General features: G+C 46.7%; 24 protein-coding genes and 1 pseudogene. 21 read left to right on the top strand and 4 right to left on the bottom strand.

Annotation, left to right across the window (positions count from 1 at the left end; translation table 11 throughout):
• Positions 1–323: 323 nt before the first annotated feature.
• Both JWH17_RS20945 and JWH17_RS24910 read left to right on the top strand, forming a co-directional pair.
• Complete coding sequence (locus tag JWH17_RS20945) at positions 324–1,430, top strand: IS110 family RNA-guided transposase (protein ID WP_205224649.1); 1,107 nt, start codon at positions 324–326, stop codon at positions 1,428–1,430.
• Between the two features lie 557 nt (positions 1,431–1,987).
• A pseudogene (locus JWH17_RS24910) lies at positions 1,988–2,300 on the top strand (IS701 family transposase); the annotation flags it as partial.
• A gap of 189 nt (positions 2,301–2,489) precedes the next feature.
• Here JWH17_RS24910 and JWH17_RS20935 read toward each other — a convergent pair.
• The 3 genes from JWH17_RS20935 to JWH17_RS20925 all read right to left on the bottom strand — a co-directional run bounded on the left by JWH17_RS20935 (position 2,490) and on the right by JWH17_RS20925 (position 6,479).
• Positions 2,490–3,251, bottom strand: coding sequence for a DUF1883 domain-containing protein (locus tag JWH17_RS20935; RefSeq protein WP_205224647.1), 762 nt, complete (start codon positions 3,249–3,251; stop codon positions 2,490–2,492).
• Positions 3,252–3,340: 89 nt separating this feature from the next.
• On the bottom strand, positions 3,341–4,396 hold the full coding sequence (locus tag JWH17_RS20930) for a PIN domain-containing protein (RefSeq protein ID WP_269755897.1): 1,056 nt from the start codon (positions 4,394–4,396) through the stop codon (positions 3,341–3,343).
• A 1,537-nt stretch (positions 4,397–5,933) separates the two neighbouring features.
• Entirely contained in the window at positions 5,934–6,479 is a 546-nt protein-coding gene (locus JWH17_RS20925; protein WP_205224645.1) for a hypothetical protein, read from the bottom strand.
• A gap of 412 nt (positions 6,480–6,891) precedes the next feature.
• On the opposite strand from JWH17_RS20925, the gene trfA reads away from it, so the two are divergent.
• From trfA to JWH17_RS20830, 19 genes are read left to right on the top strand one after another with little or no spacing between them, the layout of a single operon-like run.
• The gene (gene trfA, locus JWH17_RS20920) at positions 6,892–7,743 is read left to right on the top strand and encodes a plasmid replication initiator TrfA (protein WP_205224644.1); all 852 of its coding nucleotides are present in this window, start codon (positions 6,892–6,894) and stop codon (positions 7,741–7,743) included.
• Positions 7,744–7,775: 32 nt separating this feature from the next.
• Positions 7,776–8,354: a sigma-70 RNA polymerase sigma factor region 4 domain-containing protein gene (locus JWH17_RS20915; RefSeq protein WP_205224643.1), complete on the top strand. Its 579-nt coding sequence runs from the start codon at positions 7,776–7,778 to the stop codon at positions 8,352–8,354.
• Entirely contained in the window at positions 8,311–8,733 is a 423-nt protein-coding gene (locus JWH17_RS20910; protein ID WP_205224642.1) for a hypothetical protein, read from the top strand. The genes JWH17_RS20915 and JWH17_RS20910 overlap by 44 nt, the downstream gene beginning before the upstream one ends.
• A 46-nt stretch (positions 8,734–8,779) precedes the next feature.
• Positions 8,780–9,415, top strand: coding sequence for an OmpA family protein (locus tag JWH17_RS20905; protein WP_205224641.1), 636 nt, complete (start codon positions 8,780–8,782; stop codon positions 9,413–9,415).
• A complete protein-coding gene (locus tag JWH17_RS20900) occupies positions 9,412–9,723 on the top strand; it encodes a hypothetical protein (protein WP_205224640.1) in 312 nt (103 codons plus the stop codon). Before JWH17_RS20905 ends, JWH17_RS20900 begins: the two co-directional genes overlap by 4 nt.
• A 38-nt stretch (positions 9,724–9,761) precedes the next feature.
• Entirely contained in the window at positions 9,762–10,043 is a 282-nt protein-coding gene (gene traL / locus JWH17_RS20895) for a type IV conjugative transfer system protein TraL (RefSeq protein ID WP_205224639.1), read from the top strand.
• Positions 10,040–10,624: a TraE/TraK family type IV conjugative transfer system protein gene (locus tag JWH17_RS20890; RefSeq protein ID WP_205224638.1), complete on the top strand. Its 585-nt coding sequence runs from the start codon at positions 10,040–10,042 to the stop codon at positions 10,622–10,624. The genes traL and JWH17_RS20890 overlap by 4 nt, the downstream gene beginning before the upstream one ends.
• The gene (locus JWH17_RS20885; protein WP_205224637.1) at positions 10,621–11,355 is read left to right on the top strand and encodes a TraK domain-containing protein; all 735 of its coding nucleotides are present in this window, start codon (positions 10,621–10,623) and stop codon (positions 11,353–11,355) included. Before JWH17_RS20890 ends, JWH17_RS20885 begins: the two co-directional genes overlap by 4 nt.
• A complete protein-coding gene (locus JWH17_RS20880) occupies positions 11,352–12,506 on the top strand; it encodes a TraB/VirB10 family protein (protein ID WP_205224636.1) in 1,155 nt (384 codons plus the stop codon). The genes JWH17_RS20885 and JWH17_RS20880 overlap by 4 nt, the downstream gene beginning before the upstream one ends.
• On the top strand, positions 12,493–12,912 hold the full coding sequence (locus JWH17_RS24195) for a TraV family lipoprotein (protein ID WP_205224635.1): 420 nt from the start codon (positions 12,493–12,495) through the stop codon (positions 12,910–12,912). Before JWH17_RS20880 ends, JWH17_RS24195 begins: the two co-directional genes overlap by 14 nt.
• A 2-nt stretch (positions 12,913–12,914) precedes the next feature.
• On the top strand, positions 12,915–15,461 hold the full coding sequence (locus tag JWH17_RS20870) for a TraC family protein (protein ID WP_205224634.1): 2,547 nt from the start codon (positions 12,915–12,917) through the stop codon (positions 15,459–15,461).
• Positions 15,451–16,068: a hypothetical protein gene (locus tag JWH17_RS20865; protein ID WP_205224633.1), complete on the top strand. Its 618-nt coding sequence runs from the start codon at positions 15,451–15,453 to the stop codon at positions 16,066–16,068. Before JWH17_RS20870 ends, JWH17_RS20865 begins: the two co-directional genes overlap by 11 nt.
• The gene (locus tag JWH17_RS20860) at positions 16,068–16,994 is read left to right on the top strand and encodes a TraU family protein (RefSeq protein ID WP_205224632.1); all 927 of its coding nucleotides are present in this window, start codon (positions 16,068–16,070) and stop codon (positions 16,992–16,994) included. Before JWH17_RS20865 ends, JWH17_RS20860 begins: the two co-directional genes overlap by 1 nt.
• Complete coding sequence (locus JWH17_RS20855) at positions 16,973–17,710, top strand: TrbC family F-type conjugative pilus assembly protein (protein WP_205224631.1); 738 nt, start codon at positions 16,973–16,975, stop codon at positions 17,708–17,710. The genes JWH17_RS20860 and JWH17_RS20855 overlap by 22 nt, the downstream gene beginning before the upstream one ends.
• A complete protein-coding gene (locus tag JWH17_RS20850; RefSeq protein WP_205224630.1) occupies positions 17,703–18,029 on the top strand; it encodes a hypothetical protein in 327 nt (108 codons plus the stop codon). Before JWH17_RS20855 ends, JWH17_RS20850 begins: the two co-directional genes overlap by 8 nt.
• Complete coding sequence (locus tag JWH17_RS20845) at positions 18,010–18,540, top strand: S26 family signal peptidase (protein ID WP_205224629.1); 531 nt, start codon at positions 18,010–18,012, stop codon at positions 18,538–18,540. Before JWH17_RS20850 ends, JWH17_RS20845 begins: the two co-directional genes overlap by 20 nt.
• A 34-nt stretch (positions 18,541–18,574) precedes the next feature.
• Complete coding sequence (locus tag JWH17_RS20840) at positions 18,575–19,438, top strand: conjugal transfer protein TraF (protein ID WP_205224628.1); 864 nt, start codon at positions 18,575–18,577, stop codon at positions 19,436–19,438.
• Positions 19,423–20,856, top strand: a complete 1,434-nt coding sequence (locus JWH17_RS20835) for a conjugal transfer protein TraH (protein WP_205224627.1) — start codon at positions 19,423–19,425, stop codon at positions 20,854–20,856. The genes JWH17_RS20840 and JWH17_RS20835 overlap by 16 nt, the downstream gene beginning before the upstream one ends.
• 5 nt (positions 20,857–20,861) lie before the next feature.
• The gene (locus tag JWH17_RS20830) at positions 20,862–23,963 is read left to right on the top strand and encodes a conjugal transfer protein TraG N-terminal domain-containing protein (protein WP_205224626.1); all 3,102 of its coding nucleotides are present in this window, start codon (positions 20,862–20,864) and stop codon (positions 23,961–23,963) included.
• A 33-nt stretch (positions 23,964–23,996) separates the two neighbouring features.
• On the opposite strand, the gene JWH17_RS20825 is transcribed toward JWH17_RS20830, so the two are convergent.
• Positions 23,997–24,284: a hypothetical protein gene (locus JWH17_RS20825; RefSeq protein WP_205224625.1), complete on the bottom strand. Its 288-nt coding sequence runs from the start codon at positions 24,282–24,284 to the stop codon at positions 23,997–23,999.
• Positions 24,285–24,646: the final 362 nt, after the last annotated feature.

Here is a 24,646-nt window from a genome sequence, read left to right as displayed (position 1 = left end):
GAAAAAGAAGGAAATCCAAAGAAAAGGGAGGAAGAAGAGATAAAAAATGCCAACTACAAAAAGAGGGAAGAAAAGCAAACAGAGAAGAAAAGACACAACATAATTAATCTCGCAACATAATTCCTGTGTATCCACGGTCCAAGATAATTATTGAACATCGTTGAAGTTGTCTTGTGTTATCTTTTTCCGGCAATAACTTTGATAGTCATGATCTATAGATATCATGGTTAACACGTTGGTAGAACAGACCTGCCTACCTTGCCAACGTGGGTTAAGTTGAATGATCACAAATCAACTCAGAGCCATAACCAAGGAGGCAGGTCATGAAAAACATAATAAAAACAGTTGGCTTAGATGTCCATAAAAACTCAATTTCAATCGGGATAGCTGATGAATGTCGCGATGGAGAGGTGAGATATTACGGGAAGATCGACAATGATCTAGACCAGTTAGACAAGGTTATTCGTCGACTTGTATCGAGAGGCGCTACCCTTCGGTTCGTATATGAAGCAGGGCCCTGTGGTTATGTGATTTATCGTCACTTAAATGGAAACGGCTTGGACTGTACAGTTATCGCCCCATCAAAGATTCCTCGACAAAGTGGTAATCGTCTAAAAAACGATAAACGTGATTGTATGTCTTTGGCAAGATTGCATCGAGCAGGGGAACTGACTCCTGTATATGTTCCAACAGAAGAAGATGAGGCATTGCGGGACTTAGTACGCTCTCGGATGGATGCAACCCGTGCGCTACGAGTTGCCAAGCAACAACTCTGTGCATTTCTGCTTCGTCACGATATTATTTATTCTGGTAAGACGAAATGGACGAAAACACATTTTTACTGGTTGGCTACGGTCTCAATGTCGCATGCAGCTCAACATATTGTACTTCAAGAATATGTTGATACCGTAACAGGTTGCATTGATCGTGTTCAGCGTCTAACAGAGCAGATCCGTTTACAATGTCAGCAAAGTAGTCGATACGAGTTGATTAAAGCCTTGCAGTCTATGCGCGGGATATCTCTCATCGTTGCTGCAACTATAGCTTCTGAGTTGGGAGATCTTACTCGTTTTGAAGATCCAGGAAAACTTATGGCTTACCTTGGCCTTGTCCCTTCAGAACATTCCAGCGGTGAAAAAATCAAAAAGGGGGGAATTACCAAGACAGGTAACAGGCATGTACGTAATGCGTTGGTCGAAGCAGCGCACGCTTATCGGTTTCCAGCCAAGAAAAGCAGGGTTATTCGACAACGACAAGAGGGTTTACCGCAAGAAATAATAGATATTTCGTGGAAAGCACAATGCCGCCTTTGTCGTCGTTATCAGTATTTCATTGCCAAAGGGAAAAATGTCAATATTACAAAAACTGCGATTGCAAGGGAGATTGCAGGGTTTTCCTGGGCAATTGCTAAAGAGCTAGAAGCCGCGTAACATACGAGTCGGATTAGCAGCAAGAGGTTACAATATCAAGGTCAAGCCCTATGGGTGTTCGTACCTCACAACCTTGACAGTGAAATCTCTCACTGCTCTACCTGAAGGTGGCGATGCGGAAGAGCACCTCCGGTGGGGCTCAAACAAAAAAGCAGGCAGATTTCATAACTATAGTTTTCATTAAATACAACACACTATAGGGTTGAAAAATAATAGAATCCTTCCAGCTCATTGCCAGGGGCGCGGTCACGGAAAGGGGAACCCTCGACTCTCCTAGAGGAATAGGCCTAACGGCTTAAACTCCCGATTATAGATAGAGGCAGCTCCGCGACGAAGCCAATTCATACGGTACCCAACCCGCGCATATCAGATTGATCAACCGTCGTTACACTATGACCCCGCCTCTGATAGTGGGCTGGAAGATGTTCGTTAACCTCTCGTTGTTAGCAATAAAAAAAGAGGTGGTGGGGAACTGTATCTTGTTGACAATGTTAACCATATCAGGAGATATCTGGACTTTATTAAATAGTTCTGTCCCCTTTTTTAACTTTTTTAATGAATCTGGATTTAAAGAAATCAAGCAGGAGATTGGAAGTTCAAAATCTCAAACCAGAAATGCTGATTCGTTGTTGAATCACCTTAACTTCTGCATGATGGCCACAACCTTGACATGGGTTTATGCCGATCGCTTGCAAACTGCACCGGATCGCAAACATAAAATCCGTGGTAGATCAGGATTTGCATTTTCAGATGTGAGAAGAATCATGGCAGAAGCAGCATTGAGTGAGGATTTTCAATCGGTTTGCCCATTGCCAGGACAAAGCCCGCAAAATTCTTTTGTAAAATACTCTGCTACGCATGGTGGCTTGAGGAACTAGCGATTTTGCTATGATAATTTACAGGAAACTTTAGTTCAAAAGTACGGCTCAAATTTTTAAACAGCCGGATTTCGTTTTTTAACTTTTTACGAGTCCATCAAACTTAGGATAATTGACACTGGTTTTAAGAACGAATTCGTAGCCTGACAGCAATCCTTGTTTATTGTTTTGTTAAATAATATTATTTTTTTATCAAATTGACTATTTCATCGGCAATTTCTTCAACAGTATGTGTGGATGTGCTCCTTGCCAATCTGTCAGCTAATGAGGGGCTAAAGTCAATTATTTCTTTCTTAGTTATTTCATGCCAGATTGGGAGTATAATTTGTTCTCCACCTACAGATTTAGTTACTATTCCGTCAAGTTCATAATTTGTCCATCCTTTGGATAAAAAATGCTTTGAGAAAACAACAACTCCAAATCTACTTTTTGATACCCCTTTGTCTATTTGCCTTCTTAAGCTATCACCAATAGACAACTCAAATTCATCGTACCAAACACTTAGCCCCCCATTTTTCAAAGAATGTGCTAGTGGCCTTACAACATCATCTTTGTCTTCCGAGGCATGAGATATAAATACATCAAAGTCTTTATCTTCTGAGTCTATGCTTGGTGCTGGTTCACGGACTAGTGATGGCACAGAAGAAAGAGGAGATTGATTAGCTGATGGCAAAGCGCCCTGTACTTGTCTGATAGATGACCTTACCGTACCTTTTAGACCAGCCATATCAACAGTTATATACCAATTACCAGCTCGTGGTACCTGCACTCGATATGGAGATCTTTTTATTAACCCACCAGCATATCGGTGTTGTCGACCTGATTTGAAATTATTGAAATTCGATGAATCCATCAATCGAACATTTGCAGCACTTCCTTTGAGGGTAACCTCAATAATCTCTCCGCCCTTGCAATAGCCTAAATTGTATTGTGTGAATTTCATATTTTCTATTTAACGACCAACATCACTTGCCGGGCCGCAATGCTTAAAGAAACAACGGGCGGCTATTCCCGGTCAAGTAAAAGTTTTTTTTAGAGCATTTCGTCTGGCATTTCAGCGCGGAGTTCATAGGTTTTTATGCCTCTACCAATAGTTGCAGACATCCTGGCAAAATGTGTTGCACCTTTACCTGGGATCGAGAGTCCCTTGGGGTCTTCAAAGGAAATACTGTCGACAGAATTTTTAGTCACAATTCCTTCCGTAAAATCAAATAAACAATTGCCACCTACGACCATAATCCCACCCCCAAGGGGTTCACCTGTGAAAATATCGTCAATGTTGTCTACGAGGTATCTAAGGCCGTAATGGATGGCTACTAAATTGTTTTTTTCTGTCAAAAATGCTTTACACGAAAAGTCACTAAGTAATTCTGTCTGTTCAGAACCTACAGCATCAATAAGAGATTTATCTTTATTGATTTGTTCATTAAGAGATTTTTTTATTACGGCTACATTTAGCTTAGGAATAGTATCCTTGATATCAGTTAGGAAGGAGTGAATATCGGGAAATACAGATATGTTATGATTTAGTTTTGCAACTTCATTTTTTAGCGGCGTTGCTAATCCATTTTTCGGTTTTCTGTTTTCAAAAAAACCATAATCTTTTGTGATAAATACTACTTCTGATTTTTTAGCCAGCTCAATAGCAACTTCCCATATACAAGAATCCTTAAATTGCTGATCACCCTGCTGTTTCTGATTGCTCACCTTATTAGGTGGGATTCCTTTAAGGATTCTGTTCAATGCTCCTTTTGCATGTAAGAACGTAAATGGAACTTTTTGTATCAATTTTTTTAGTTCAGTTTGTTTTTTCGTGAAAGCTTGATTTATATCTCCATCATTTGGTAACCGATAGTCGTCAATAGATCCAAATATTTTTTGTAATAATGCATACTGTTTGTCAATTTCACCACAAGCTGATTTTGCAATTTTGGTGAGATTTGCAGATACTTCTTTTTCTATTATTTCCGGAAGAACTAATTTCCCTCCCGTATTATTTAAATAAAAAAGTAAAGCAGCACTCATAGAATCATCTAGGAGTCTTGTCGAGTATATCCATATATTTGTGTCTAAAATTATATATTTCATTTCATTGTCGGACACTAGTGATTTCATTTTATTTATTGCTTGAGAATTACAGGATTATTTTTCTTGGCTCTAACAAGTTGGTAAGTAGTTTCTCTTTATCTACATAGTGTCAGAAATGACGCTAACACAAATTCAGGCAGTTAGTTAATACGCTAACTCTTTATCATTCATTTTTTACTGGATAAAAAGAAACCTACTATCATGAATTTAACAGCTCAGTTTTCTCCCTAAAAGCGTTATCCAGAGTCAACATATTTCCACTATATGTTGACCTATTGTCTATAGAAGATGTGACGCTCTTTAGGTGGCTTGTAGCTGTTGCAACGCCACATGTTCTCCCTTGATAAATCATCAACTGACCTGCTACGTTGTGGCGCAAGTCATTACTTGTCATACAAATTCAAGAGGTTACACGATACCTCTGTCGCCGCATTAATTCAAATATTTTTCAGAATTCCGGGAATTTGAATATACATGAATTGATAGTGGTTTCTTTTTGCAGAGCCAGGGGAGAAGGCGAGTTGCCAATATTTTGCGCTGAACGGCATAAGCCTACGCCTACTGTTGCCCCACTCGGGAAGTCGGGAAGGGGTGCTTTTCGAGCTGGAATAAGAGATAATTTCAGATTATTCTGGACGGCTCACTTAGCGTTCTGTACATGGGAGATGCCCATTGGCAGGGTTTATTTGCGGATGAATTTCAAAAGTTAAACTTTTTCCTGATTGTGTATAACAAGCCTTCAAGTACGGTCTGTACCACTAAGTGGCTTTTTTGAGCTGTCAGCCAGATTAGGATTGTATATGATTCTCTTGCTGCAAAAAGTATTGAAAATTGGCCGGTAATCTTCTAGTGGCTGGCGCTCTGTAAATATACAGATTGTCTCTGACCATCGGTGTGGCTCTGCTTTATTGGGATCCCTTTTTAATACGCCTCCCGCCTCCTTCCCATAAATTAAACGTCGCCTCATACCCACAAAAGAGATCAGTTGGAGAGGTTCTCTCATTTGCTTCTTTGGGTTTGGTGGGGTACAGCTTCCTGGAAATAAGGGGGCATAGCAGTCGCATTTAAAAAAGAAAAGGGGGCATAGCGGTCGTAGGAAGGGGGCACTGCGGTCGCATCAGGGGGGCATAACGGTCGTAAGGCGGGGGTATTGCGGTCGCATGACGGGGCATAGCAGTCGTAAAGAGGGGGGCATAGCGGTCGCACAAAGGGGGCATAGCGGTCGCGTTTATGAAATGGAAAATCGGCTCAATCCCCTTGCCAGCAAGAGATTGAGCCGAATGACCATCAACGCCTAATCATCTTTAATCTATATTTAATCTTTTATAGACGCATTTTTCGTCAGTGTTGACACCAGGTGACGATGACTAACCCCTCAATTACATCGGCAACCTTTCAACTTGCCTTCAATCATCTTCCAGGCAAATAACGAGTCTGTATATTTTGCCGTCTTTCACTATTTTTCGTTTTAGACGAGGTAATTTTTTTACTCGCTTGCTCTTTTTCCCAGACTGACTCCTGGAATTTCGGACTTTTGTTAAGCGGTCTTTTTAAGAGGCCTTGGCTCATCACAGTTTCCAGCCTCCTCCAATCTTGCTATTCGTGCTTCAAATTCCTCTATTTTTTCTTTTAATTGCTCGTTTTCTGTCGTCAATTCTGAGCATTTCCTCTCAACGGTCACCTTTCCGTGCAGTGCCTCTATAAGGTCCGTCAGTAATTTCGCATTGCTGGTATCTGACCCAAGTATCTCAATGATTGCGGTGGATATATCAGAAGAATTATCTGCAAGGTGCGTTATAGCTTTTTCCTGTTGCTTATCCGGCTCGCCGCCAAGCACCGGTGCCTCTTCCCCGTCCATGATGCGTCGTCCGAGAACAAGCATTTCCTCGTAGACCATGCCGAAGTGTGAGGCAATTTTATTTCGTATCTGTTCCGATCCCGGCTTTTTGCCTCTGGTTATCGCGCTGAGATAACCTCGATCGATCCTCTGATTCTCTGCCAGTCGAGCCTGCGCACCGCGCCCTTCCTGTTTCAACAGATGAATAAGTGCAGTGCGAAATTGATTGGAAGCTGATTGATCCATAGGTCAACAATAGACCATATGTTCAATAAATCAAATAAAAAAGACAATTATTGACGAAAAAGACAATTTTAATATTGACATATTGGTCTTCATTCGGCAGTTATGTTGTCTATGACGACAAAGAAAAGGCATACAACTCAAAAAGCTATAGCTGATCAGGTTGGAATCAGACCTGATTTTCTTAGTCATATCGTCCGGGGTAGAAAACCTTGCCCTCGTGAGCTTGCTCCAAAACTGGAGGCTGTCACCGGTATTGAGAGAACTGTTTGGATGTGGCCGGAGCCGGACGAATTAAGGCAGAAAGTCCATGATTTTATCTACTCGAAGCCAGAGTGACTGCTGCAGAGGATGAACTTAGTTGAAGAAGGATCAGCCGAGAACGCCTGTCTAACGGTAATTTTATTTTTCTAACATGGGGCTTGAAGATGACAAGAGAATTGATGCACTCGAACTTTTTTCCCCTGAAGTCAGAAAGAAAATTGAAGAGGCGACCAGATACCCACCTTTGCCTGACTGGCCTGTACAGGTACGGGGTATCCCGAATATCTGCCTGCGCTCCGCCCTGTTTGGTGTTGTCCAGAGAGGCCGTAGAAGGGCTGTCAAAGGTGAGCTGCTTGCTTCGATCAAAGGAATCAGCATTCGCTATACCGGATGGCGGCTTGATCAGGCTGATTTCGATGTCCTCCTCTATGCCCTGCATCTCGTTTCTCTTGAAAAGTCGACTAAAGACCATACACGATTCACCGGCAAAGGATTTCTCAGAGCCATTGGCCGCGCAAGTGGCAAATCAGGACGAGAATGGCTCAAAGATTCATTCAGACGTCTTACAGGATCTGCCGTGGAAATAACTTTTGAGATAAAAGATCAATTTAACGAAAGGTCCTACACCTATGCAGGATCGCTGGTGGATGAGTTCTACTACTGCTCAGACGAGGGCTGCTATCTGCTCAAGATCAACCCCAAGATGGCAAGACTCTTTGACGCAGGCTGGACACAGATGCAATGGCAGCAACGACGGCTACTGAAAACTGACCTTGCCAAATGGCTGCATGGGTTCTACGCCAGCCATAGAGCCCCATATCCCATAAAGGTAAGCACCCTTAAGCTTCTCTGCGGATCCAGTTACGGCAGACTCTCTGATTTTCGCAGCAAACTCCGTCGCGCACTCCACGAGTTAGCAAACATCAACCTGCTTGAATCATGGGAAATAGACAAAAAAGACAAGGTCCATGTAATCAAACGAACATCCAAACCTCGCTCATGATTTTAGAAAATATGCCATTGCGATCTCGACACATGCAAACAGAACAACTTGAAATACGAGTTCAAATCTCGGCAAAATGCACTGATACCTGGTCACTCGCATCTCTATGGATCAAATCCAATCCAATGCTGATAAAGTGTATTGCCGCACAATACATCCCTCACATGGGTTGCAGTTCCCAGGACCTTGAAAGCGAAGCCCTGCTTGTTGCCTACCAGACAATCTCCAGTCTGTTTCAAAGTGAAAAAGATCTCTCCTGTATGGCCCGGTATTTCAGAGTCGTATTTCGTTCACGCTGCATTCAAATGACCATGGGAATCAAGGTCGTTGATGATTTGGACCCTGAAATAATCAATGTCCCCAATGAAGATGAAACGCTGCCTCAGGAACTGGACCAAGATGTCATTGATGCAGCTCTTGCCTCTTTGACCAACCGCCAAAGGCAGGTCGCAAAATGGATACTCAGTCAACCGTCACCTGTGAATACCGATCTGGTTGGAGAGCATTTCGGTATCTCCACAAGAGGAGTCAGGCGGCTTATCAATGATGCTGTAACCAGGATTGAAAATGGACATCGAAACGTATGCCGGACAATCCCGGCTCTCACATAAAATACTGCGCTGGATGGTACAGAACAAAATATTAAACAACCCACTTTCAGGAACTGATCTCATGGGGTTGCAACTGATTGAAAAGATATGGGGCAGAAGGGAAATCCTGAGAGCACAGCTGTGTCAATTTTCCAAAAAAAGAAGACAGCAACTTATTGATTCAGCAGATCTGAAAACCAAGTGGGAACGCTATGCATACAGCCGCTTAAGTAACCTTGAGAAAGGGGAACGATTACCCTTGAAGAAGCTCTTTGATGAAGTGGAGATCACCTTTGGTTTCATTCTTAACCGCGCACATAAAGCACGCCTCTACCGAGTACGTCGAAGAGTCTACAACGAAAGAAATCAATTACTAAAAAGTGGCAAAGCTGAGGCCTGAGAAATTGCTAAAAACCGGCAAACAAATAAAAAGAAACGTAGTTTCTTTGATTACTAAAAATGAGAATGGGATATCTGCCATTAAATTACTTGCTGGACTGGTGGCAATTCTCTCCATCAGCCAGTCATTTCCCATCATATCTTTGGGAGCAGATCTGGAGATCCGACAAGGAACGTATCTTTACAATCTGCCATTTGCCCAGGTTGTTTCAGCTGAGACTTTTGTTATTTCCACAGCCACAAAAAAGGACTCGGTGAAGATTGTTGTTTCCCAAAAATATACTCAGCCTACTCCTACCCCTGGTGCGCTTTTTAGTAATCCAATCTCAGTCCATTTCAAAATCGACAGCGCAGAGATTGCCCCAGAAGAACAGACCCAATTGTTTTCTCAATTACAGGAGTTTGAGGTACCTCAAAATGCACCTCTAGCAGTTACTGGATTCACCTGCGCAATGGGACCAGTAGAGTTCAACGCCTGGCTCTCTGAAGAACGTGCAAAAGCTGTTGCAGGATTGCTTGAAAAAGAAGGTTACACAGTTGCCAAAATCGAGAGCAAAGGGGCCACGGATCTGGTGAGTAAACACTATGCGCCTTTGAACCGTCGAGTTGAAGTTACACCATCTGAAACAAGTTCTGCCCGAACCGGGCAATCCCAATTCTCTACCCAGGAGGAAACCCCATGAGCCCTACATCCTATCGGAAACAATCCCTCATTACGGTACTGGCAATTGCCTCACTTCTCTTTGCAGGTAACGCCCTGGCCATGACAACCCCTGCAACGGGATCTTTTGCCTATGACCTTTATGACATCGGCGTTAATCAGATCCTGCTCGGCCCTATCGGTTTTGTCAGTGGTGTTGCCTGCATGGTTTTCGCCGCAATCATGGCGATCCGCCAGATGCTGTTACCTGCAGCAGGCGTCGTTCTCGGCGGTGCATTTCTGCTCAAGGCTGATGCCGTTGTCCAGTCTGTTGGGGCCGTTATTAGTTGAGGCTAAAAAGAGAGTAAACCAGGCAACCAAGGTCCAAGATGAGCAACAATGAGCTAAACAAAAGCTTCCCCCAGTACCTGGGCAAACCCATCCAGGTGTTGTGGTTTGAACTCGACGAGCTGATCATTTTTGTTTTCACCCTGACCTTCGCGCTCATTTATGGCGGCTTCATGTGGATCATATTCATCGCCATCCAGTGGTTTTATACCCGCGCTAAACGAAAACATGCCAGGGGATTTCTGAAACATATCCTCTACACGCTGGGACTTCTGGAAATGAAAAACTATCCGGAATATTTTGAAAAGGAGTTCCATGAATGAGAATCTCCGATTACCTGCAGAAATCCAGCGCCCTTTTTGACGAGAATAAACTGCTCAAGTTTTGCTTTGTCTGCCTTACAATAGCGTTTTGCTACAACTCGCTCCAGGTTCACAGGGCGGTGAACTACCAACGCACCATTCTGATCCCACCCAAATTGACCGGGCAAATCGAGTTTGTCCAGGGCAAACCAAACGAGAAATACATCCGCGATATCAGCAGGACCATTGCCAACCTTGCCTCGACCTGGTCCCCGGCTACAGTGAGGGAAAACTTTGAAGAATTGCTTTACTACTTTGCCCCCGAGTCATTTCCCCAGGCTTCGGAGCGTTGGTACTCACTGGCCAGTCGGGCAGAAGAAGGACTGGTCAGCTCAACATTCTACCTTGAGAAAATCAATTTCGATAACTCAGAGATAGAGTTGTTTGGACAACTGGTGCAATACACCGGCAATACCCCGCTTGAAAACACAACCAGGACTTATCTAGTGCAGTACCGAATCGATCAGGGCAGATTTTATGTCTTATCCATCCAGGAAAAAGTCAAGAACGTTGAGGCGGATCAGGAAAAGGAAAACAAATGAAGAAGTTATGTACAGCAGTAATCCTGCTCTCCCTTTGCGGTACGAATGTGCAAGGAGCGCAGTCGGTAGCTCCGGATGTTCGAACTACAGTCAAAATCTCCAACCACGATGTTAACCGGTTTGTCTGTCCAGGCACCATGCAAGATATGATCTATTCCAAGGAGAAGGATATCACCGGTCACTTTTCCAAAAGCGACGCCTTCATCAAATTCAAGATTACCCAGATCGGCTCGGAGGAGAAGTACGCCACAAACGACAATGAACTCTTCCTGGTTTGCGACGGTAATGTCTATACCATCATCACCCAGCCGACCAATATGCCGTCTACGACAGTGCGTTTAATCCCGCCTGCTGGGGATTCGTTTAAACAAAATGTGGCTATGTTCAAGAATATGCCGCTTGAAAAGCAGGCTCTGCATATCATCCGGCAGGCTTACGGTGAACAATATCCCTCCAGCTACAAAATAACTGAAGCGGAACAACGGGTGATCATCAGGCCAGACCTTGACGTGCTGCTCAAGCAATATGTTGACGTAGAAGGTATAGGTCTTCGCCTGAAGCGCTATACCATTAGCTCAATGGTCACTGAAGAAATCCGGGTAAAAGAGACGGATTTTCTTCGCTCCAATGTAAGTCCATCCCTTCTTGCAGTGGCTATTGAGGACCACACCCTTCGTTCACAAGAATCCACAAGAGTCTTTGTGGTGGAGAAAAAGGAGAGTGGTAGATGAGCGGTTTTGACAAGCTTGAACCACGACAGAAAAAGCAGATTATCTGGGCTGTTATAGGGATCATTCTCTTTACTCTCATCATGGTTGGTTACAACCTCCGTTCCAAACGTACCCTTAATCTTGCAGGTGACCAGGGCGTTAAATCTGTAGCACTTGAACCGGACCTGATTCAAAAGACGACACTCCGGGAGACACGACGGGAACTGGAAAAACTCAGGAACGATCTTTCTGCACTCAAAAAAGAACAGGAGTTAGCTAAGCGTAAAGGCAAGGAGCCTGAAAAGGTAACCATCCCAACCGCTGATGAAATCAGCCGGTCTGCAACTTCCCCATCAGGGACAGTAACTGAATGGCCCCTGCCCATCACAGAAAGCGGTCCAGGCAAAAGACTTCCGACCGCTCCACCTCCTGCACCAATCAACCCTGAACCGGTAGTTATTGGTGAAATCGCGGTGGTGTCCAACCCTCAAGCAGAAGAGATCCTGCAGGACCCTAAAAAAAAAGGACGGAGCGTCTACCTACCACCTTCTTTCATGGAAGCGAGCCTTTTAACCGGTTTCGACGCTTCTACAAGCGGGACAAGCAAGAGCAGCCCTGAACCTATGTTGCTTCGAATCCAAACCCCAGCGGTTCTGCCCAATGACATCAAAGGAGATGTGGAAGGTTGCTTTGTGGTAGCTGAAGCCGTGGGAAGGCTGGATAAAGAACGGGCTGATGTTCGACTGGTTTCTCTTTCCTGCCTCTCTAAAAACGGTCAGGCCGTAATTGACGAGCCGGTAAAAGGGTTCGTAACCGACTCAGATTCCAAAGTTGGGCTTTCCGGACGAGTCGTCTCACGTATGGGAGCGGCAACCGCCAGGGCGACGGTGGCCGGAATTTTTGGTGGGGCAGGTGACTGGCTCAAGGCGGCTTCAACCACCACCTCCACCTCAGCGCTTGGTTCAACACAGACCGTAGATAGTGGTGATGTAGTCCCCTATGCTCTGGGCGGCGGCCTCTCAGAAGGAGCAGACACCCTGCGTGACTTCTACCTTGATCTGGCCCGGCAGACCACGCCGGTTATCGAAGTGGGAGCCACAAAAGAAATTACCGTGGTCATTTCAGAAGGGAAAGACCTGCAGATAAGGGAGATCGACAGTGGAACGATTTAAACAACTGATAACCATGCTGACCTTGCTCAGTCTCTCAGCCTGTGCACCACTTGAGAAGGCCGTCAATCCATACGAGGAAGATTTCAAATGTCGGGCCAGTGATGAAACCGGCAAGTGCATCGATACCCCCAGCGCATACAAGGAAGCCCGGTACCCGGTTATTGAAGAACCTTTGCAGTCAGAGGTGCCAACGCCTGGGGGAGATAGATCCAACCAGCGTTATCAGATGGTGGCTGGCCTATTGGAAGAGCCTCAAAAACCGATCCTGCAACCTCCAAAAATTCTCCGCGTATTGCTCCTTCCCTATGAAGGAGAAGGGGACGAGTTATTTATGACCCGATACGTGTATCTCAAAGTTGAGGAGTCGGACTGGATCCTCAGCGACATCAGTGAAATTCGGGAATAATCATGCTGCTCAATTTCCTGCAAAATAATGGGTTCGGTGGTCGTGACCACCTGAAACAGTCCGATCTTGAGAAAATGACGAGGAGGACCCCGTTCTCGTCATTTCTGAACTACGTGGCATACGACGAACGGACAGAGATCTACCTCAATCAGGATGACAGCCTTGGCATGCTGTGGGAGTGCTACCCACTGGTTTATGCAGGTCCAAAGACCATCAATGCTCTGGAAGGGCTCTTCCGGGCAGGCATCCCAAAAGACAGCGTCATTCAGCTCACCTTCCACGCAGACTCACATATCGAACCGATCCTGGATAGGTACCGCTCCAGCAGGACCAGGCCTGATGAGATCATCCAGTCCAACACAGACAAGGTGGTGGATTTCATGATGGCCGGAAAGAAAGGACTCAGGAACTGCAGCAATATCCCGGTACGCAACTTCAGGCTCTATGTGGCCGTGACGATCCCTGCAAACAGTCAGGGGATGCCCAAACCAGAGGATTTGCATGAGCCTGCCAAAGTCGCGCCCCTCATGGAGATCAAACGCCAGATCAACGAAACCCTGAAAGCAGCCCTCCTTTCTCCTTACCATATGCCCCCGGAGGAACTCCTGGAGTGGTTACGCCGACTGATCAACTCTTATCCAGAAGAATATCCGGAAGACAATCACAATACCTACAGTGACCAGGTCCCCCTGCGAAAACAGATAATCACCGCAGATACGCCCATCCGGGAAGAAAAAGACCATATGGTCGTGGGTGATAACTACTTCTGCTGCACCACGCCCAAGATAATCCCCAAACAGGTCAACTCACTGCAGACCAACTCATTATTTGGCGGGATCTGGGGCGTAGTCTCTGATGCTGACCAGATCAAGACAGATTTTCTTTATACCTTCAATATCATTTTTGAGAAGGGATTAGAGATGAAGATTCACGGTAAATGCAACCTCCTTCTTAATCAACATGCAGTGGGCTCGCTTTCCCCGACGCTCAGGAGAAAACAGACGGAATTTCTGGAGGCAACCGATCAGCTGGAGAGCGGGGAAAAATTTATAAAAGTTATCCCCATCATCTGGGTGTGGAGCGATGACCTTGAGCAAGCCAGAGATTCCCTGACCAGGGTACGGCGATTATGGGAGAATCAAGGCTATGTAATGCAGAAGGATAACCTAATTCTGAAAATCCTGTTTCTCTCTTCTCTACCATTCTGCATGTACACCGCAGGCAGAAACGTGGAAAACCTGGAACGAGATTTTGTAGCACCCGTGGGCGGAATCACCTCCATTTTACCTGTTCAAGGAGATTTCTCAGGCTCCGGTGGTGATCCTAACCTGATTTTCACCGGCCGCAAAGGTCAACTGGTTTCCCTTGATTTCTTCGCCAAAGGTGCAGCCAATCATAATGTTCTATGTTGTGCCACATCCGGATCTGGGAAATCCTTTTTAATCAATTACATCGCCTTTAACTACTATTCCACCAACGCCATGGTGCGAATCATTGATATCGGAGGCAGTTACCAGAAAATCGCTCGAATGCTCGGGGCCAGGTATCTCGATTTCCAGGCTGATACCGATGTCTGCCTCAATCCCTTTACCTATATCCTGGAACCGGATGAAGAACTGAAATCCGTCGCGGCTGTTTTCGCGCAGATGGCCTACTCCAACTCGGATATGGATAGATGCGATGATACCGAGATGAACCTTATTCGAAACGCGGTCAGGTGGGCATGGCAAGTAAAGGGACAAGAGGCTGATGCAGATACGGTCTATTCCTTTCTGATGAAGTTCCCTGAGGTGAAAAACGCAGACCTCGAAGAACTGGCAGATAACAAGCAGCTTATTGAATCAGCCAGAAAGCTGGCTTTTAACATCAGGGAATTCACTTCCCACGGCTTTCACGGCAAATTCTTCACCGGGCCTTCTTCCTTTGATATCCGCAGGGATGAGTTTGTCGTCCTGGAACTGGAAAATCTAAAGATTCAGCCGGACCTGTACCGGGTTGTTACTCTGCTCATTATCAACGCTGTAACCCAGGATCTGTACCTCTCCGACCGCTCCCGACCCAGGTTGGTGATCTTTGAGGAGGCCTGGCAGTTCCTGGATAAAGCCGCCATGCTCTCTCCGGTTATTAACGAAGGGTATCGCAGGGCCAGAAAATATAATGGCAGCTTCATGGTCGTCACTCAGTCTCTGCTTGATTTGATGAATTTTGGTGAAGTCGGCAAGGTAGTCAACGGTAACTCTCAGTTCAAAATTCTGCTTGAGTCAGGCGATTTTGCCCAGGCCAGAAGTATGGAACTGATCGACTATGACGACTTCACCATGGAGCTTTTAAAATCACTCAAATCCAATCCACCGTACTACTCAGAGATCTTCTTTGATACCCCCTTCGGCCTTGGTGTTGGCCGCCTGGTAGTTAACGACTACGCCTACTTCATCTACACGTCCAAGGCTGCCGAGATCGCCATGATCGAACAACTGGTGGAGAAAGGACTGACGCACTATGAAGCCATTGAACAGATGGTCACGCTGAGGGAACAGGGTGAAGTATAAATTGTTATCTTTTTGTATATTTATCTTTTTAGCTATTCCTGTGGGTGCTCAGGCAATAACTGAGCTTGAGCCTGCAGGGCCAGTATACGCGATAGTGGAACCGGATGTCCGCAACGAGATAAAGCAGGAGGTTGCACAGCGGTGGAAGCAGCAAAAAGATAAATATCAGGAGAAAATCCACAGCTACCAACCAAAAAATCTGCAGCAACTCCCTAGAGCTGAGAGTGATCGTAGTTTTTCTGTTGATATGACCTACACCCTGGATCGTGATCTGACAGACAGGGACGGTAAGGTGCTCTATCCCAAAGGGTACAGGTTCAATCCTCTGGACTATATGAGTTTATCAATTGGCCTGGTGGTGATCGACGGGAGTGATCCAGACCAGATCAAATGGTTCAAAGAGTCCCCCTATTCTTCCAACCACAGGATGAAGTTACTTCTTTCAGGTGGTTATGCCCAATCCCTGGTTACCGATTTAAAGCGAGCCGTTTATTATCTGGAGAAAGAGGTTGCTGATCGTTTTCAGCTGGCAGCGGTCCCCTGTGCTGCGGTGCAACAGGACAAACACATCCAGGTGACCGAATTTCTGGTTCAGGAGGGAGAATAATGAAAGTTAAAACGTTAGCTCTCGTCTTTTTCCTGACATTTCTCAGTGGCCTCAACAATTGGTCGAAGGCGGGAACACCTTTTAATCCGCTGACAGACATCCATTACAGTGAAATCCAATTGACCTTTCTAGGGCTGTGTATTTGTCCACGGCCACCACCAATATTTTACGTAATTGGTGAGATCTGGACCTACTGGGAACCATTTGCCGCCGTTGATACAGTCAGCACACCCTTTTACTCAGCATTTCTAGGAGCATCATTCGGCGGCTCTCTACTTGATGAATTAGGAGGAACAAACGCGACTCAAGACGCCGTAAATATAGCCAATGAGGCTACCTTTTCGCAGGCTCACTCCTATCCGATTCCGCTCTTAAACTGGCTTTTGTGCAATCGGTATGATTATCCGTTCTGGATATCTGAATTTGACGTGCAATGGAACAATGACGAGCTGTCGGTTCTGATCCATCCGGAGGCTGCGCTTTATGCCAATCCAGTCATGCAGATGGCCTGTATGGCCGATGCAACCGCAACAAATCTAGGAGCGACGCTGGATCTCATGCCCTGGTGTATAGGTTCAGGTGGTTCTGCCTACCCAATGACCGGTTCAATCCAAAATGACGAAATAACCCAGGCCAACAATAGCGCTGCTGCTCGACTGATTTACAAGCTCAATAGGGTTTTCATGATCTGTGACCCTGCTGAATCACTCTGTGGATGTCAATACACGCCTATCTGGATCAAAAGCCACTATAAAACTCATGTGGTACGTCCTGGTTCGAGATCACCAGCATGGCCGTTTGGAGCTACTTCCACCTATTACAACTCCGGCCTTAATGTACCCATGGTTGGCGGAGGTCTTGGTCCCAATGACCAATATCTCTGGACCGTTTACAGGAGGCAACTGTGTTGTACGTGCTGCGATTAACAATAATGCTGCTCCTTTCCACTTTACACGCTGCAGCCGATGAGTTGGAGGAAAGTGTTCAGCGAGCAATGGGGCAGGCAGGAAAGAATGCTGCCACGATGAAAATTTCGGTGAACAAGCACCAGGATGCGGGAATGAAAGCCGCCCAGGAGAGCGCCAAGGTATTTAATTCACCTGAGTTTCAAGAAAAACTCCAGTGTGAACAACAGCGATTCAAAAAGGAAGTCTTTACAGATGACACAGAAAGGGCAGGGGAGGAGGACGTGTCAAGCCCTGGCAGACTGCCGGCAAACGAAAAGGTGTATCTCTTCTTTTCTTCATCCATACCTGATGAAACGATCCACTCATACCTGACTGCAGTAGAAGCATTGGATGAACCAGGTATGACAATGTTGATGAAAGGCTTTGTTCCAGGTGAACGTCACCGGTACCTCACCAGGATTGCAAAGAAGGATCCGAGCTGTGTTGATCAGCTGAAAAAGGAAAAGCCAGAGGTCTGTGAACGATTCGAGATACCGGTCAGGATTCAGCCGTCCCTGTTTAACAGGTATGAGGTTACCCAAGTACCAGCCCTCGTATATGAGCGTCAAAATGAGGTCTGGAAGATAAGCGGAAATGCCAGACTTGATTACCTGCTGGAAAAGATAAACCGAGAAGCAAAGAGCCCTGGTTTAGAAAGCCTGATCGCTGCATTACAAAAGGGCAAGCATGAGTGATAGCAGACACACCCCTCAAGACAACAAGCTGACCCCTGGCTACTTAGAGGTCCTTGTGATTTCACTGATAATTGTCGGGGTAGCCTTCTGGACGTATGACAGATACTTCGCTCAGAAAATCAAGATCGTGGATATGAGTGGTTACTTCCGGCAACAAAAGGCGCTGATGGCTGCAGGTGAACTAACGGAGGCTGACTTTAGGACCAGCCTCAACAAGCTGGATGCCTATATCAGCCAGGACGCTGAACTTCACAAAAATCAGGTCTACATCCTCAAGGAAGTTGTATTGAAAAATGGCGATGAATTCCTCATCAGATAACAAACGTCCATTTTGGCGACTCAGTAAAAAGGAGCAGCGTATTACTTTAGTCCTGTTGGCTGGTTTTCTCGCTGGCTTGATCTTGCCCCAACGGATCATCGTTGCCACCAGTGACTCACTGGACCATCGAATATTTTTCAAGGTGCCGGTGGATACCACCAGAATCAAGCAAGGAGATTATTTGCTGTTTGAGCTGCAGGGGGGAGAGCACACATCCTTTATCCACAAAGGGCTCAAAGAGAACAACATACTGATTAAAGAGGTTGGTTGCACCCCAGGAGATCTGTTAACCAGGGACGTCAATGGAGTCTTTTTCTGCGGGCAGACCAGGCTTGGAAAGGCCCTGATCGAAGACAGTAAAGGAAATTTTCTTCCTGTCTTCGATTTCACCGGCCCTGTTCCAAAAGGCAGCTATTTCATGATTGGCGCTAATCCCCGTTCCTTTGACTCACGTTACTTCGGACTCATCCATGATGATGCATTTCTCTCAAAAGCTCTGCCTCTATGGTAGCACATTTATAGTTGTCGCAGGCTGCTGGCTATGTATGTCCTTAAACTGCCATGCCCAGGATGAGGGCACCCCACAATTTTACGAAAAACAGAAGGAAGGCTGGTTCTGGTACCACGATCCATTACCAAAGCCAGAAGAAGAACCGGGACAGGAAATAAATCAGGTACAGGAGGTCCAACAACAAGAAAACAGGTACCGAGGCACAGATCTGGAAAAAGTGAGCCTGGAAGAGTTATGGACAATGTACCCCGACGATTTTCAGGAGCTGCTTGATCACGTCCAGAACCTCGCAGTCCAGGCCCCCACGGAAGAGAACACGCTCAGGTATCTAATTATGCAGGACGTGGCCCGCAGAAAGGCCCTGGCCTACACCAACAGTGCCATGTACGTGACCCAGAAATACGGGAACCTGTTCAACGTCAACCAGGTCTATCCTACATCCAGGCCGGGAGTCACCGCCAGGGTACAGATGCAGAATCAGGAGATCGGACAAACAATCAGAAGTGCAAGAAACGACCATGCCCTGATCTATTTCACCAGCCCCACATGTGGCTTTTGTGAGAAGCAAAGCGGGATCCTGGCATATTTCGTCGATAAATACGGCTGGACGGTAAAACCGGTGGATATAGGTCAACAACCAGGCATTGCAGAAAGGTTCGGTATTGAGACAACTCCAGCCCTGCTGCTCATCAAAAAAGGGATGAAAGACTATATGCCCGTGTCCGTTGGAGTTGTCGTGCTTACTGAACTCGAGCGCAAGCTCTACCGCGCAGTCCGCTATCTGCAAGGCGAAACCCGGGATGACAATTTCCTGATGTACGACTTTCAAAAAGGGTCGGCGTTCGACGCCACCTCGATCTTAGACAATGAGGGTAAGCAACCATGGCAAGAAAAATAATTTTGGTAGTGGCAGCCATTTTTCTGCTTTCGGCATCTGCCCATGCACAGTGGGTTGATGATTGGCTGCAGCAGCGCAGTACAAGCGGCCCCAACTATTTTCACGGTCAGGAACGTGGTTTTTATCAGGCCGGGAGCTTTTCTACCCGCTGGTCAAACACCAACGACTATCCTGTAACCGTTGAAGCCCCCAGGATCAAAGCCGGGTGTGGTGGGATTGATGTATTCCTTGGCGGCATGTCTTTTATGAACTCCGACTACCTGGTGGATAAGCTCCAGGGGATACTCAGCAACGCTGCAGCCGTGGCCTTTGATCTTGGGTTGAAAACCCTTTGTTCCCAATGCTCCAACACCATCAAAAACTTTGAGGCCATAGCCGACAAGCTCAACTCAATGCAGATCGAGGAGTGCGCGACCGCCCAGGGGTTGGTTGGCGTGGTGATGGATGAAAATGGTTTTCACTCATCCGAGGTTATGCGGGAAAAACTCGGTACCGCGATCAAGGAAAACAAGCTGGCCCAGGGTATTACGGAAATGTGGGACATGGCTACCAAGGAGGATCAGGCCAATAACAACGTACCACAGGCAGCTGATGTCACTCGGATCAACAGCGGCTGTAACGCAGATATCCGTAACACCTTTTTATCAGGCGGCTCCCTGCTCGATAACCTTGGCTCCAGCATGGGCATTCCTTCCGGTCACACCGATCTTATCCGTGGCCTGGTTGGTGATATCACCCTCCAGGGACCGGCAAGCGCCTATAAGGTAAGTTACGAAGGCCCTTGCCCTCAGAACAACCCGGACGATATCAAGGGCATCTCCGAAGGGGTACTCTATTCCAAAAGTTCCGGCGGCACCTGCACTCAGATCACTGACGCCAACAGAGATCTGGTACAGTATGTAACCAACACTCTGGACGCCATTGCCACCAAGATAGAGACCAGAGCAGCCTTAAGCGCCGCTGAACAGGATTTCCTGGAATCCACCCCACTTTCTCCCCTCCCCATCCTCAAAACCGCCATCGGCAGCAACATGAAGGAGTCGATGGTTACCAGCCTGGCCGACATAACAGCCAAAGCGTACAGCCTGCAGATGCTCTCCGACTTGTATATCCGCGCAGAGTCCATAGGGGTAAAGGCCAAGGAGATTTTGGAGAAAAAAGCAGGGGCCGCCAGCGGACAACCTGCAGAGAACTGCAATCCGGCAGTGTTTGCCGGCCACATCGACACAGACCTCGGCATCATGCTGGGAAGAATACGGCAAAGACAGGAAGCATCACGAGAAGCCTATATAGCCGCGGCGGGAGAAATAACCACCATCATGGCGTATATGGAAAAGATGCAGAGGATCGAGAACCAGATGGTCAGCGAGATTACCCGCAGGTACGGCAAGGACATGGCCTCCCGGATGCAACTCTGATAGCTATGAAAAGGATCAGCACTCTCTTAATAATCATCGCGTTCTTACTGGCGGCGACTCCGGCGATGGCCATTGATATGGAGTTTTATACATACGGTGGTTTCAACCCGGTTGTACAGGCTTTCACCAAGGTCGCGCTCATTTTTGGGGACAATGCCTATAAGGGGCTGCTTGTCGTTGTCACGGTTTTAGGGGTAGTCGCGGCCGCAGTAGGTATGATCGCTAGGGCAACAGTCGGTGGCAGGATCAGCCTGACATGGCCGATCCCTGTTCTGGCTGGAATGGTGATCTATATCGCCTTGTTCATCCCGACCGGCAACATCACCGTCTATGATCCGGTGCTCAATCGATTCCAGATTGTCCCAAACGTCCCGGACGCGATCGTCGCCACCGCAGGAACCCTCAATAAACTGGAGAAAGGGTTGGTTGACATCATCGACACTGCATCCGCCCCCAACGCCCAGTATCTCGACACAGCAGGAGGAAAGGGATTCAAGGTTCTGGAGGCAATCAGGGGTTCAAGCCCTAAAAACAACCACGCCCGAACCTCTATGATCCGCTATATCAAGGACTGTGTCACCTTTGAGCTGCTCCGGCCAGGCTCCACCATCTCCCTTGACACCATGCGGAACAACTCCACCAATTTCCTCACCGAGCTGTCCAACGCTCAGAATCCAGCCATTTATACGGTTTATTATGACAGTGTCGATCCTGAAGGACAACCCATGACCTGTACCCAGGCGTGGAACCAGCTGCAACCGATCTATTCGAACCCCACCAACTATGATGAGGCCATCAAGCGGGCCTGTGCCAAAGCACATTTTGATCCGAACAGTACGACTGAAATGCTCAGGTGCGAATCCCTGATCTCAACAACCATGCTCCACGTGACGGGAAATTCCTATACTCCGGAGCGGCTCATCCAGCAGCGACAGATAGCTGAGATCCTCTATAACTTCTACTATCAGGATGATTACGAAACCTCAGTGCTGATGGAGTCGGACAGAAAAATCGTTGCCACCGGTATGGGGATCGGGATTACTATGAATGAGTGGATCCCTATTATCCGGGCAATCATGACCGCCGTCGCGGTCGGCACCCTCCCTTTCCTCGCTCTATTCCTGCCAACACCGGTTATCGGCCGGGCCGCCTCCGTCATGTTTGGCTTTTTCGTATTCCTCACCACTTGGGGAGTCACCGATGCCGTTATCCACGGTGCTGCCATGGACTACGCGGTCTATGCCTTTGAAGATGTACGTCAGTCCAATCTCGGGGTGTATGCCATGGCCTCCTTTCCTAACATGTCACTCAAAATGATGGCCATGTTCGGGGTGATCCGCTCTGCCGGGATCATGCTGGCAAGTATCTTTTCCATGATGCTGGTTCGATTCGGCGGTTCAGCGCTCGCTCACTTTGCCACAAACCTCGGTTCCATCGCCAGAGGTGCCGGTGCCCAAGCTGGAGCACTTATCACTCCTGAAGGCAACGCTTCAGCCCTCGCCGAACAAACGAGAATTGCAGGTCTGCTGGAAGGTATGCAGGAACACCGGTTTACCAATATGGCTGCTGCCGGTGCGTACAAAATGCATTCAAATGTTGGCGGATACCATGCCGCCATGAACACCAGAAATTCCCTCCAAGACTCCGGTCATCTTCCACAAGGAACGACCGCAGCGGAATATGCCCAGGCCGAGGCCTCCGCTGGCCGATCTGCCGGTACAAACGCTGGGTTAGTCAGCGTCACGACCGGAACTGATGGTAAAGCTTCCAGGATGAAAGGTGAATCAGTCAATGCTGATGGCTCTACAACCACAATAACCACCGGTGCTGGTGGTACCGGACAGGCAATAGATACCATGCCTGCAGGCACCGCAAAATACGATGTTGATGGTGCTGGAAACCAGAGCCTAACCTATGCCCAGGTAAACGGCATGAATCCTATCAGCATCGGGCAGTCACTGCAAAGCCAGCTTATTGGTTCGGCTTCAAACAGCCTTGGCGGATCTTCCAACTGGAATATGATGACTAGGCAACTACAGAGGGATAGCCTTACCAGCACCAGCGCCCAGAGCTACAGTGAACGACTTGATAATTCCATGAGATCGAACTGGCAAAGATCATTTAATGATTCGTCGAGTTTTGTACACACAATGGATGAAACAACGCGAACCCAATTGTCATCAATGATTAATGCTGGAGGAAAGATTGGCCTAGGATTATCCGCTGGTGCCAATGGTGGGGCTCAAGTTGCAGTAGTCGGGCAAGATGGAGAAACTGTTAAATTTGATGTTTCTGAACAAACAGCTCAGGCTTTTGCTCGTGATCAGGCAAGAGTTAGAGCTGAGTCCATTCAGGATACCTTTTCTGGCTCACAAGGAGTTGATTATCTGGCAGACATCTCAAAACAAATTGGAGCTTCAGAAAGCTATTCCTTTCTTAAAGATGCACGGAGGGTTGAAGCAGCAACAGAATCCTATGGAGGCAACATGCAAACCGCTTTCGTCCTGGATTATGCAACAAACCACTTTGGTAATGAATCTCCTGAGAACATTAGGAAGGCAATGGGGAATTTAGCACATATGTCTCAAAATAACCCGCAAGCACTGAATAGAATGGTTGAAGGGTTTGTCAGCGGAAATGGCTATGGATGGGGCAATACCAGCGGCAAAGTGAGTAGCGCTATGGATACATTGGGGAACCGGGTCCACGAAGATGAGATTTTAAGAGGGGCCGTAGACCATACAACCAACAATGCAAAAATGAATGCGTCTGGGGTCGCACCAGATAATTTAATACCACCAGATCAAAAAAGTCTACGTGAGCCAGATTCTCATCCTACCGTGGATAAGACCGATCATTTAAATAATGTTCTTCGTTACGAAGAGACCGGTAAAGGTAGGGTACGTACAACTGCATCGGGGATGGCAAAAGAAGGCGTCGGGAAAGTTTTCGATGGACTCGTTGATAGTCAAGGAGATAGGCCTACCGACGATGGATATTTTGACTACACCGGGATTGAGATACAAGTAATGGAAGAGTTATCACCTGCAGGCCCTATTCCCAAAGATGCACCATCTACTATAGGAGGAAAGCAACGCAACAAATAATCAGTTCTTTTCAATTTATGGTTGGTGCTGTTCTTATTTCAAATTATGGCGGTTGTACAGGTTTGAAGACAGAGTGGACCAACTTGCATCACAGTCTAAATCAGAATCTTGATCCATGGAGGATTCATGTTCTCCATTTGCTCGTAAATTACTTCTAAGATTGCTTGAAATTGATTGTAAACCACGACCTAATGCTTCCAAAAACGAGACATTGTGACTGGAAGTAAGATTGTCATCGAAAAGCTTGCCACATGCGGCGCAATATTCTGGATCTTCACAATGACAACCGCAATGAGGGCAGATGGTGCTTTCAAGATCCATGGGTTACCTTTTTAGGAAAGGACATCTTTAAAGGAGCATTATCTGCTTAAATCCTTATAACAATGTGGAGTTTTGTCAAGGTAGCTCCCAAAAGGAGAGACATGACAATAGGCTATTTATTTCTGCACATTGAAAGAGGTATTGTAGTTGTATTAATAACGTAGGTTGATTAGCTGTAGCAGACTTAAGCAATTCTCAAAACAAAACCAATACAAATGCGTCATCCAGGCTTGACTGAGTATTCCAGAGCAATCCGGCCACTGATTCCAGGGGATTCCGGCCGGTGATTCCATTTCATTCCGGCCACCCATTCCAATTGATTCCGGCCAGGGATTCCATTCGATTCCGGCCATCGTTTTCGG

Origin of the sequence: Desulfogranum marinum, assembly GCF_016918565.1 — a bacterium.
Lineage (GTDB): Bacteria > Desulfobacterota > Desulfobulbia > Desulfobulbales > Desulfobulbaceae > Desulfogranum > Desulfogranum marinum.
The sequence above is the reverse complement of the archived record's forward strand: the minus strand, read 5'-3'. Positions and strand labels throughout refer to the sequence as shown.

Coding starts and splice junctions, on each gene's coding strand:
- JWH17_RS20945 (WP_205224649.1), top strand. CDS start 324: ATGAAAAACATAATAAAAACAGTTGGCTTAGATGTCCATAAAAACTCA.
- JWH17_RS20935 (WP_205224647.1), bottom strand. CDS start 3,251: ATGAAATTCACACAATACAATTTAGGCTATTGCAAGGGCGGAGAGATT.
- JWH17_RS20930 (WP_269755897.1), bottom strand. CDS start 4,396: ATGAAATATATAATTTTAGACACAAATATATGGATATACTCGACAAGA.
- JWH17_RS20925 (WP_205224645.1), bottom strand. CDS start 6,479: ATGGATCAATCAGCTTCCAATCAATTTCGCACTGCACTTATTCATCTG.
- trfA (WP_205224644.1), top strand. CDS start 6,892: ATGGGGCTTGAAGATGACAAGAGAATTGATGCACTCGAACTTTTTTCC.
- JWH17_RS20915 (WP_205224643.1), top strand. CDS start 7,776: ATGCAAACAGAACAACTTGAAATACGAGTTCAAATCTCGGCAAAATGC.
- JWH17_RS20910 (WP_205224642.1), top strand. CDS start 8,311: ATGGACATCGAAACGTATGCCGGACAATCCCGGCTCTCACATAAAATA.
- JWH17_RS20900 (WP_205224640.1), top strand. CDS start 9,412: ATGAGCCCTACATCCTATCGGAAACAATCCCTCATTACGGTACTGGCA.
- traL (WP_205224639.1), top strand. CDS start 9,762: ATGAGCAACAATGAGCTAAACAAAAGCTTCCCCCAGTACCTGGGCAAA.
- JWH17_RS20890 (WP_205224638.1), top strand. CDS start 10,040: ATGAGAATCTCCGATTACCTGCAGAAATCCAGCGCCCTTTTTGACGAG.
- JWH17_RS20885 (WP_205224637.1), top strand. CDS start 10,621: ATGAAGAAGTTATGTACAGCAGTAATCCTGCTCTCCCTTTGCGGTACG.
- JWH17_RS20880 (WP_205224636.1), top strand. CDS start 11,352: ATGAGCGGTTTTGACAAGCTTGAACCACGACAGAAAAAGCAGATTATC.
- JWH17_RS20870 (WP_205224634.1), top strand. CDS start 12,915: ATGCTGCTCAATTTCCTGCAAAATAATGGGTTCGGTGGTCGTGACCAC.
- JWH17_RS20860 (WP_205224632.1), top strand. CDS start 16,068: ATGAAAGTTAAAACGTTAGCTCTCGTCTTTTTCCTGACATTTCTCAGT.
- JWH17_RS20850 (WP_205224630.1), top strand. CDS start 17,703: ATGAGTGATAGCAGACACACCCCTCAAGACAACAAGCTGACCCCTGGC.
- JWH17_RS20845 (WP_205224629.1), top strand. CDS start 18,010: ATGAATTCCTCATCAGATAACAAACGTCCATTTTGGCGACTCAGTAAA.
- JWH17_RS20840 (WP_205224628.1), top strand. CDS start 18,575: ATGTCCTTAAACTGCCATGCCCAGGATGAGGGCACCCCACAATTTTAC.
- JWH17_RS20835 (WP_205224627.1), top strand. CDS start 19,423: ATGGCAAGAAAAATAATTTTGGTAGTGGCAGCCATTTTTCTGCTTTCG.
- JWH17_RS20830 (WP_205224626.1), top strand. CDS start 20,862: ATGAAAAGGATCAGCACTCTCTTAATAATCATCGCGTTCTTACTGGCG.
- JWH17_RS20825 (WP_205224625.1), bottom strand. CDS start 24,284: ATGGATCTTGAAAGCACCATCTGCCCTCATTGCGGTTGTCATTGTGAA.